The sequence below is a fragment of the Actinomyces bouchesdurhonensis genome, from assembly GCF_963540955.1.
Taxonomy (GTDB): domain Bacteria; phylum Actinomycetota; class Actinomycetes; order Actinomycetales; family Actinomycetaceae; genus Pauljensenia; species Pauljensenia bouchesdurhonensis.
In genome coordinates this window covers 1-10,204 of sequence record NZ_CAUTSL010000069.1, presented here as the reverse complement: position 1 = coordinate 10,204, position 10,204 = coordinate 1, and the positions used below count along the sequence as shown (strand labels likewise).

Annotated in this window: 6 protein-coding genes and 1 pseudogene; 4 read left to right on the top strand and 3 right to left on the bottom strand. The window is 63.5% G+C overall.

The window, feature by feature from the left end:
- Positions 1–1,803 precede the first annotated feature (1,803 nt).
- The 3 genes from RYL44_RS09315 to RYL44_RS09305 all read right to left on the bottom strand — a co-directional run bounded on the left by RYL44_RS09315 (position 1,804) and on the right by RYL44_RS09305 (position 5,457).
- A complete protein-coding gene (locus RYL44_RS09315) occupies positions 1,804–4,374 on the bottom strand; it encodes a DEAD/DEAH box helicase (RefSeq protein ID WP_314975795.1) in 2,571 nt (856 codons plus the stop codon).
- 139 nt (positions 4,375–4,513) lie between these two features.
- On the bottom strand, positions 4,514–5,002 hold the full coding sequence (locus tag RYL44_RS09310; protein WP_073983627.1) for a YbjN domain-containing protein: 489 nt from the start codon (positions 5,000–5,002) through the stop codon (positions 4,514–4,516).
- A complete protein-coding gene (locus tag RYL44_RS09305; RefSeq protein WP_200783500.1) occupies positions 4,999–5,457 on the bottom strand; it encodes a YbjN domain-containing protein in 459 nt (152 codons plus the stop codon). The genes RYL44_RS09310 and RYL44_RS09305 overlap by 4 nt, the downstream gene beginning before the upstream one ends.
- Positions 5,458–5,663: 206 nt before the next feature.
- On the opposite strand from RYL44_RS09305, the gene RYL44_RS09300 reads away from it, so the two are divergent.
- The 4 genes and pseudogenes from RYL44_RS09300 to RYL44_RS09285 form a co-directional block, all read left to right on the top strand.
- Positions 5,664–6,758 (top strand): phosphatase PAP2 family protein, encoded by a 1,095-nt coding sequence (locus RYL44_RS09300; protein ID WP_314975794.1) that lies wholly within the window; start codon positions 5,664–5,666, stop codon positions 6,756–6,758.
- A 138-nt stretch (positions 6,759–6,896) separates the two neighbouring features.
- Entirely contained in the window at positions 6,897–7,421 is a 525-nt protein-coding gene (locus RYL44_RS09295) for a DoxX family membrane protein (RefSeq protein ID WP_073983625.1), read from the top strand.
- 669 nt (positions 7,422–8,090) lie between these two features.
- Positions 8,091–9,986 carry a ribonucleoside triphosphate reductase gene (locus RYL44_RS09290; protein WP_390883820.1) on the top strand — a complete coding sequence of 632 codons (1,896 nt, stop codon included), beginning with the start codon at positions 8,091–8,093 and terminating at the stop codon, positions 9,984–9,986.
- 1 nt (position 9,987) lies between these two features.
- Positions 9,988–10,204: pseudogene (locus tag RYL44_RS09285) on the top strand (anaerobic ribonucleoside-triphosphate reductase activating protein); the annotation flags it as partial.

Here is a 10,204-nt window from a genome sequence, read left to right as displayed (position 1 = left end):
CCCCTACCACAACACCTGGGACTAACCCCAGCAACACGAAATGTCCTATAACCCGTGGGTGCCGACGTGGAGGATTGGCAAATCGTGTTGGTTTTGTAGTGACTTTTCGGCGTGTTGGTGCGGGAAAATCAACATTGAAGTTGGTTGTTTCATCGTGGGCACGTGCGTGGTCCCTTGGTCTGTCATGGTGGGCGGGCAGGTTGTTTGCGGCGACGGTATCTACCGTGCCAGGCCACCGTGCCAGGCCGCTGGCGCGCCGCTGGCTGCGCCAGTGGCTGCGCTACCGGCTGCGCTACCGGCGGTGCTATGAGTGGTAGTGCATGACTCCCACTGGGCGAGTTATCCATAAATGTCGCATGCAATTCCCCCGACACTGTGTCGCACCGCGTTTCCATATCGTTGGAATTGCAACGTTTGCGGATGCTGTTGAAAGTTCACCCAATCGAATTGCATGCGAAACTGCTTCGAGGATGTGCGCTTGCACGCACGTGGGCCCGATACTTGGCGCGTGGGCCCGATACTTGGCGCGTGGACCCGGTGGTATGCGCGTGGGCGGCGCCCAGGCGCATATCTAGGGGTTGGCGTGCGTGTTACGGGTTAACGAGCATGTTCAGCGGTTCGCGTGCGAGCGGCACGCCAGGTCAGGCGCCGTTGGGTCCACAACGCAGAGCACCTTGCCCACGACACGCCATTGTCAGCGTTTGCTACCGAAGTGGTTTGTACTGTGGGCGCCACGCTGCCCTGAGGCGCGACCTCACCGCCCCGAGGCGTGGCCTCACCGACAGCAAACGGGGGGAATTGCGCTTCACGGGGACGTATGCGTGATTTGCTTGCCGATGACTGCGCCGTCAAATGGGGGGAATTGCATCATTAGAGGCGCGACACGCCGGCGACACGCCGAGGGGAGGCTTCTAATGCTGCAAAACCCCCACCATTACCCCCGGTGTCACGCTCGCTAACGGGTCCAATGCTCCCCCACTGGCGCAGAACCGCCCGGCGGGGCGCCACACTGGTGCAGGACTGCTCGACGGGGCGCCACGCTGCCCCGAACCGCGGCCTCACCGACAGTAAACGGGGGGAATTGTGCTGCACGTGGACCCTGCAACGAGTAGCCAACAACCGATAGGGACAGTAAACGGGGGGAATTGTGCTGCACGGGGACCCGTGCGTGACTTGCTTGGCGATGACTGCGCCATCAAATGGGGGGAATTGCACCATTAGAGGCGCGACACGCCGGCGACACGCCGAAGGGAGGCTCCTAATGCTGCAAACCCCCCATTACCCCCGGTGTCATGCTCCCTAACGGGTCCAATGCTCCCTCACTGACGCAGGACTGCCCGGCGGGCGCTGACAAACGCCGGTGGGGCCTCGCCGACGGGCTCTGCTGCGCGGGCCCTGCTGCGCGGGCGCGGGTAGGACGGGCGCGGGTAGGACGGGCGCGGGTAGGGCGGGGCGCCAATAAACGCCGGTGGGGCATCGCCGGCAATGATGAGGGACGCCACGGGCGGCCAGCTTCCAGGCGAGGCTTGTTGCCGATGAGGCATTACACCCGATCAGGAAGATTCAACCCCAACTGATCCGGTGCAATCCTCCCGATGGGGCGCATCCCGTCTGAGGAGCTGCTGCGCGACCGCGCTAGCCCGACACCTCCCCCGCCGACGCCCGGGACCGAACCCCGACCAACACGCGTTGTCCTATCACCCATGATCTGATGCGTTGGCATCAGGCCGTCACAATCCCAGAGGGTTTCAGGCTGATCAACAAATGACCGAGAGACCATGACGTGCTGACCGTGGAGGGGACCTACGCTCCTGGCGCGCGGTCCTGGAGGTAGGTGAGCAGCGTGATGGCCCCAGCCTTGGAGAGCGGCTCGTTGCCATTGCCGCACTTGGGTGATTGGACGCACCGGGGGCAGCCGGACTCACAGTCGCACGAGGAAACAGCTTCAAGAGTTGCGCGCACCCACGACCGTGCACTGTGAAAGCCAGCGAGCGCGTGGCCGGCTCCCCCTCGAAACGCGTCGTGTATGAACACGGTGGGCGCGCCGGTGTCGTCGTGCAGCTCGGTCGAGAGGCCGCCCAGGTCCCATCGATCGCAGGTTGCAATAAGCGGCAGGATACCGATCATCGCGTGTTCTGCCGCGTGCAGGGTCCCGGCCAGGTCAGCCGCCTCGATCCGCATCGCGGTCAACGCTGTGGGCGTGAGCGTGAACCATGTGGACTTGGTGGGCAGCGTGTGGGTGGGCAAGGAAAGCTCGATGTTGCGGATGAACTCCAGCCCCGGCAGGCGTAGCAAGTCGTAGTCGGTCACCCGAGTTGACACGTTTGTCGGCCCATAGTACCAGGTGACGGTTTCGTCTCGGCTCACGTACGTGTCTTCGACCTGGCATACCTCAACGCTCGTGTGAGTCGCGGATCGGGTCCGTAGGGGAGTGCGTACTTCCTTGACCAGGGCGACGCGCGCATCGTCGGTCTTCACGGGCGCAATGATGATCGACGAGGCCTGGGTGTCCGTTCGCATTCGGTTCGTCTTTAGGTCCCGTCCCCGGGTGGCCTCCTCGGTCTCGGGCAGGAGTGCGCGTGGCCATCCTTGGGTGCTGGGAGCGGTTGGCGTGGTGATGGGGCTGAAGCTCAGGACGTGAAAGGTGTGTCCCTGGTGAATGTAGATGGCGCCGGGAAAAACGTGAGCATCAGCGGAGGCTTGGTCGATTGTACCGACGACGGTCCCTGTGGTGGCATCGACGATCTGGATGTCGCCGCCGGAGCCGCGCAGGTCCGTGAGGTCGGCGGGTCGCTCTGGGCGCGTCGCATCCCAGAAGTATCCGGCGGGCCTGCGTTTGATGTATCCATCGGAGGTAAGACGTTCAACAACTCTTTGGAGTTCCGGCCCAAAGTAGCTGATGTCGGACGGTGTGATCGGTATTTCGGCGGCGGCAGCGGCAACGTGCGGCGCTAAGACCCACGGGTTTGAGGGGTCGATGACGCAGGCTTCGACATCACCGAGGATATGCTCGGGGTGGCGCACAAGGTACGAATCGAGAGGGTTATCCGAAGCGATGAGAACGGATGTTCCCGGTGCGCCCGCGCGCCCGGCGCGCCCGATTTGTTGACGCAGGGATGCGCGCGTGCCCGGCCATCCGACCGTGATTGTCGCGTCCAGACCTGAAACATCCAGGCCCATCTCCAGCGCCGACGTCGTCGCCAGAGCCCGCACCGTGCCCGCGCGCAGCGCCTCCTCCAGTGCACGCCGCTCTTCGGGTAGATAACCGCCTCGATACGCGCCCACACTCCCGGCGAGCGCGGACCCACGAGAGGAGAGGCGGTCGCGTACCTGCGCGGCCACGGCCTCGGCCCCCGCACGCGAGCGTACGAATGCGAGCAGTCGCGCCCCCTTTTCGACGAAGGCTGCTGCCAGCGTAGCGGCTTCGACCCCGGCGCTGCGCCGCACGATCGGGACTTTCAGAGTGGCCGCGCCCGGCGGCGCGTCGATGGCGGCCAGGAAGTCAGAAATGTCGACCTCGGACGCGTCCGCGACGATTCCGCCTTGCCACAGGACCAGTTCGTGCTCGCCTGCAGGCGAACCATCCTCGGTGATGGCCACCACGTCGCGCCCCGTCAGTGCGCGACCTACCTTTGCAGCATCCCGCACAGTTGCGCTCAGCATGACGATACGCGGATCAGCCCCCAGGTGATGGGCAATGCGCACAAGCCGACGCACGACGAGCGCAATGTGGGAGCCGGTCACCCCCCGCCAGTGGTGCGCCTCGTCGATGACGATGAGGTGCAACGACGCCAGGAAACGCGACCACCGCGAGTGCGATGGCAGCATGACATAGTGCAGGAAATCAGGGTTCGACAGGACCAGGTCCGCGCTCGCGCGAGCCCACTCTTTCGCCTCGCGCGGCGTGTCGCCGTCCACCGTTGCCACGTGCACGCGGCGCAACCGTTCATCGACGAGGCCGGGGCACCTTCCCGGATCAGCTGGCACCGGGGCAGTGTTGTCCTGACCGAGCAGAGACATCAGAGAAGCCAACTGGTCAGCGGCGAGGGCTTTCGTCGGCGCCAGGTACAAGGCCGTTGGGCGACGGCGAATCGCAGAAATTCGCGATGAGTCGTCGGCCTCGACGAGATCAGACAGTACAGGAGTCCATGCTGCCAGCGACTTTCCTGAGCCGGTGCCCGTCGCGAGCACGACATTTCGACCCGCACGGAGCGCATCCATCGCGTCGCGCTGGTGGGTCCACGGGCGTGACACCCCGCGCCTCTGCCACGCGGCTACGACTGCGGGCGACACCCAGCGCGGCCAGTCCGCGAGCTGTTGCGCGCGCCCCGGCAGGGTCACATGGCCGAGGAGGCGGTCATCACCCGAACTCAGGCGACCCAACAGGGCAAGAAGGTCAGCCGGAGACGGAGCAGAAAAGTGAACCGAAGGCGCGATCGAACCCCCTGAGGGTGCGTGCCCGGATGAACCAGCTACGGCCTCGTGCGAGGAACACGCCGACGAAGAAGAGCGTTCAGCGCTCATCCGAGTCCGGATCCACCCACCCGAGAGTCTCGGTGGCTGACTCCTTCACGTACTGCATCGCCGCGATACCCGTCGAGATGCCCGAGGCAATCGCATCACGCAGCTGGTCGTTCGACAGGCCCGGCTCCGTGTCAACCACGAAATCCGCGTATACTCCCAAGGTCCCATCCGGGGTGGTCGCCGTGTACACTGTCGGGAAATACTTCTCGCGGTTCCAGTTATCGACGGTCGCGAACATCGCGTGCTCCGCACTGGCTGCGGGGATGTCAGGCTCCCACAGTGCCCGAATCGACAGGAAACGCCCCGCGGCATCGAAAGACACAAGGAAAGGCACACGGTCGAAAATTGCTCCGCCTGCGCGGCCTTGCTCAATCACATCCAGGGCGTAACCCATGTCGCGTACAGCCGCGACAACCCGCTCAAAATCGACTGGGTAAGGGGTTGTGTCATCAGTGGGGACCACAAAAGGACCGTTCATCGCGTAGCCTCCTGGCCATACTCGTCCCACTCCACGAACCCCGGCAGGGTCGCTTCAAGATCCGCGAAGAAGCCCATAATCATCGCCATGGACGTCTCAAAGAAATGATCGAGCTGTGCCTGCGTGAGTCCAGACAACACAACGATGTTGCACTCTGCGATCAGCCCGTATTGCGCGCCATCCTCAAGCGGAGCCACGTACGCCTTCGGACCGGTGCGCGTCGCGTTACATTGAGCGACCTCGCGCGCCAACTCACCGAACTCCTCCGGCGTGCGGGCAATACCCCGCCACTGTGCGCGCAGCTGCAGGATCTGAGGGTTCGTAGCATTCCAGAAAAACGCGGCGTTCGGCGTCAAGTATGCCAGCTCACCCTCGTTATAGTCGCCAAAATGCACGTCCCGGGACCGCAACAAATCCCGAATACGGTCGGTGCTGACGGGTAAAGAAGTGGCCACTGACAACTCCCGAGTGAAACGTGCAAAATCGGACACCCCCACTCTAACCGAGGCCCCCCTCACGCGCGCGCCCACCTCCTGCCATCGCCGAACACGACGTTGAAACACGTCTCCAAGTCGCTCCCAGCCTCACAAATTCACGAACCCCTAGCCCAACCCACTACAGTGGTACCGGAATAGCCACATCGACAGGAATGGAGGAACACGTGGACGATCCCAATTCCGCTCTGCCCTCCGACCCAACCGTCGACGAGTCCTACACCAAAAGCTCAAAGCCCGTCCGCCCGCGCGCCCGCTCCAGTGAACGCGCAGGAGACACCGACCGAAACCAGCGGGGAGCGGACGCCCCCACCGCTGGCCGTTCCAAGCGGGCACGCACACGGACCGACCCTGAATCCAGTCAAACCGATACGCGCAATGAGCCCAGGCCTCGTCGGTTGAGTTCCGACCCGTGGTACCGGCGCAAGCTCTATCGCCGCCTCGGCAGCGTCATCTCATGCCTTCTCATAGCCGGACTGATCGGCCACGTGGCCCTCACGACAACGTATGGCCAAGTGCTCGACACAATCCTCATGGAAGGTACGATGCGCTCGGCCAGCCAATATGAAGCTTTTTCCACGCTGATCACCGGCATCGTATCCGTGCCCGTCCTCGTTGGAGTCGGCATCATCGTTGCGATCGTCGCGGCCGCCAGGCGCCGACCCACGCTCGCGGGGCGAGCCCTCGGCGCGGTCGTCGGCGCGAACATCACGACTCAAATCCTGAAGGACTACATCCTTACCCGCCCCATCTTGGGCGTCACGACAGGCGCCGGAAACTCCCTGCCCTCCGGCCACACGACCGTCGCCGTCACACTGTCACTGGCGCTCATCGTCGTCGCACCCCAGTGGTTCCGCAGCCCCGCCGCCTGGATCGGGTGGGCGTGGACATCCCTCATGGGGGTATCCGTCATGATGGAAGGCTGGCATCGGCCCTCCGATGTCATCACCGCCGCGCTGATTGCTGGCGCCTGGGCCCTCACTCTTTCGCCCATCGAGCGACGTCCACGGCACGGCATCATGGTCCAACGCGTGATGGTGTGGGTGTGCCTGGCGCTTCTCGGTATCGCCGTCCTCGCAACCATCGCCGCCATGTGGGGGTTCAGCATGTCCGCTGCGTCCCCTGGCTCAGGCTACGGATTCGAGCATTTTCTGCTGATCCGCCCCTGGCGCTCGCGCGTCCTCGGTGTTGCCGCCATCGCGTGGGTGAGCGGCATTTGCGGTCTCATTATCCACGAGGTTGACCGCCTCGCAGGCGAATAGTTCCCACCGCTCGACGTTCGCACCTCGTTTGTCTCCGCCGGGGCTATCTGCTCGAGTTCAGCGGACCTTACGATGCTCGCCGAGGCCTCGTGCCTGGGATAATGGGTGGGTCCGTCATCATCTTCGGAAAGAGTAGTTATGCCCAGCTCCGCTCCGTTCGTTGTTTCTTCCAAGCCTGCGCGCGCCGTCCTGGCTCTGCTGCGCATTGCGGTGGGCTTCGTGTTCCTGTGGTCGTTCCTCGATAAGACTTTCGGCTTGCACTATTCGACGGGTCCGGCGCGCGCGTGGATCAACGGGGGGACGCCCGCGCAGAGCTACCTGACGGGTGCCACGACCGGCAAGCCTTTGGCTTCCTTCTTTGAGTCCCTTGCCGTGCCTGCGGTTGACTGGCTGTTCATGCTGGGGCTGCTCGGTATCGGTGTGGCGCTTATTCTTGGGATCGGAACGCGTCTCGCGGCTGTTGTGGGCGTTATCATGCTGGGCTTCATGTATGCAGCTGTCGCGCCGTGGGTGTGGGGTTCCCTGAACCCGGTCGTCAATGAGCATCTGGTTTATGCGCTTGTCCTTATCTTGATTCCTTTGACGAGCGCTGGTGACACTCTTGGTTTGGGCAGGTGGTGGAAGGGTCTGGGGCTTGTGAAGAAGCTTCCGTTCCTCATCTGAATTGTGTCGTTTCGTTGACGAGGCCCCGGGTTTCCGGTCGCGGCCTCCGCGCTTCGTGGTGGCGACGGTGTGGCGTCGACGGTCGTTGTGCCGTGGTTTCCCAACAATCTCGCACGTAATTCCCGCGCACATCTTTCAAACATTGAAATCCGGTCGTTGGAATTGCAACGTTTGTGGCGGTTGTTGAATGATCAAGCAAACGAATTACGTGCGAAATTTTGGGTGCGAGGCCGAGGTGTGGGGAAGGGCGGTCGGTGGCGGGCGGCTTCTGGTCGATAGCTAGGAGGCTGGTGGGTGTCGTGCTGTGCTGTTGATCCAGCGCCTTGCTGTGGGACGTTGGTCCCCGAAAGTTTCTGAAAAAGCGATGGGGTGGTGAGGGGAACAGAGCGACTCGCGAGATCAGCGTGTGACACTCGATTGACACTAGATATGGTGGAGAGTGTTCGTTCGGAACACAAGATCTAGTGTCTTGTGGCGGACGTGCCCTACATCTAGTGGAGGCTCGCGCCGGGTGGAGGAAACCACCACCACCCACAGTGCCACGGCCTCGTGCCGCCTGGGGGGAGCGTCCGCGACGTGTCGGACACGCGTCCAGCAGTACCGGACTCGCCGCCCACAGGAGTGCAGGGCCCACGGCGCCGAGACGAACAACAAGCGCACACAGCAAACATGCGGAAACGCAGAAAAGACAGGACAGGGACCATGACCGCACCCCGCTACGACGTCGACGCCATCGCAACCGTGGAGGAGTACCTCGACCGCTCCGACTGGCGAGTCAACGCCAACGCCAACCAGGGGTACTCGCTCGGTGGCCTGATCCTGAACTCGGCGGGCAAGATCATCGCCAACTACTGGCTCGAACACGTCTACACTCCCGAGATCGGCGCCCCGCACCGCGAGGGCGACTACCACATCCACGACCTCGACATGTTCGCCGGATACTGCGCCGGCTGGTCCCTCAAGCGCCTCATCCAGGAAGGCTTCAACGGCGTGGGTGGCGCGATCGCCTCGGCCCCGCCGCGCCACTTCTCCTCGGCGTGCGGCCAGATCGTCAACTTCCTCGGCACCCTCCAAAACGAGTGGGCGGGCGCGCAGGCCTTCTCGTCCTTCGACACCTACATGGCCCCCTTCGTGCGCCTGGACAACATGGAGTACGAGGACATTGTTCAGTGCATGCAGGAACTGATCTACAACCTGAACGTGCCCTCGCGGTGGGGCAGCCAGTGCCCCTTCACGAACCTGACCTTCGACTGGACGTGCCCGGACGACCTGGCCGACGAGCATCCCCTTATCGGCGACGAAGTCGTCGATTTCACCTACGGTGAGCTGCAGCGCGAAATGGACCTCATTAACCGCGCGTTCATCGAGGTCATGACGGGCGGCGACGCGGATGGTCGCGTCTTCACGTTCCCGATCCCGACCTACAACATTACGCCCGACTTTGATTGGGAGGGCGAGAACGTCGACGCGCTCTTCGACATGACCGCCAAGTACGGTCTGCCCTACTTCCAGAACTTCATCAATTCCGACCTGGATCCGCACATGATTCGCTCGATGTGCTGCCGACTTCAGCTGGACCTGCGCGAACTCCTCAAACGCGGCAACGGTCTCTTCGGCTCGGCGGAGCTGACCGGGTCGATCGGAGTGGTCACACTCAACATGGCGCGCCTCGGCTACCTGTACAAGGGCGACGAGGAAGGCCTCGTTGCGCGCATGGACGAACTCATCGACTTGGCTTCCCGCTCTCTCGAAATCAAGCGCGAGACGATCCAGTACCACATGGATCACGGCCTGTTCCCCTACTCGAAGCGCTACCTGGGCACGCTTGACAACCACTTCTCGACGATCGGCGTCAACGGCATGAACGAGATGGTGCGTAACTTCACCGATGACGCTTATGATCTGACGGACCCGCGCGGCTTCGACATGTGCGTGCGCATCCTGGACCACGTGCGTGATCGCATGGTCCAGCTTCAGGAAGCCACCGGCCACATGTACAACCTCGAGGCGACACCTGCGGAGGGGACGACCTATCGTTTCGCGAAGGAGGATCGCAAGCGCTTCCCCGACATCATCCAGGCGGGCACGCCCGAAGAACCCTACTACACGAACTCCTCGCAGCTGCCGGTCGCGTACACGGATGACCCGTTCCAGGCGCTTGAGGATCAGGAGGTCCTGCAGGGCAAGTACACGGGCGGCACTGTCCTGCACCTGTACATGGGCGAGCGCCTGTCCTCGGGGCAGGCCTGCAAGGAGATGGTGCGCCGCTCGCTGACAGCCTTCAAGGTCCCCTACATTACGATCACGCCGACCTTCTCGATCTGCCCGGTTCACGGTTACCTGGCCGGCGAGCACTTCACCTGCGACAAGTGCGCGGCCGCTCACCCGGATGCCGAGCCGCAGGCCTGCGAGGTGTGGACGCGCGTCATGGGCTACTTCCGCCCGGTCCAGTCCTTCAACATCGGCAAGAAGGGCGAGTACCACGAGCGCCAGATGTTCTCCGAGGACGCTGCAGGCGCTCACGGCGAGCTCGTCAGCGCGTTCCCTCCCGCGGGGAGCCGCTGACGTGAGCGCTCGTTCCCCGTATCACGAGGCCGGGGCTCCCCGGGAGGGCACGCTGAGCCTGGGCGGCCCCGGCCTCGTCGGGGGGCGGGCGTCGCGCGAGTGGACGCCGGACGACCTGCAGATCGCGGGCCTGGTCCCCATGTCGAGCGTGGACTGGCCCGGCAAGTTCGCGGCGTCCCTGTTCCTGCAGGGGTGCCCGTGGGCGTGCCCGTACTGCC

Bases quoted from the DNA above. Each gene is read 5' to 3' on its own strand.
- RYL44_RS09310 (WP_073983627.1), bottom strand. From the start codon at position 5,002: ATGAACGGTCCTTTTGTGGTCCCCACTGATGACACAACCCCTTACCCA.
- RYL44_RS09290 (WP_390883820.1), top strand. From the start codon at position 8,091: ATGCGGAAACGCAGAAAAGACAGGACAGGGACCATGACCGCACCCCGC.
- RYL44_RS09295 (WP_073983625.1), top strand. From the start codon at position 6,897: ATGCCCAGCTCCGCTCCGTTCGTTGTTTCTTCCAAGCCTGCGCGCGCC.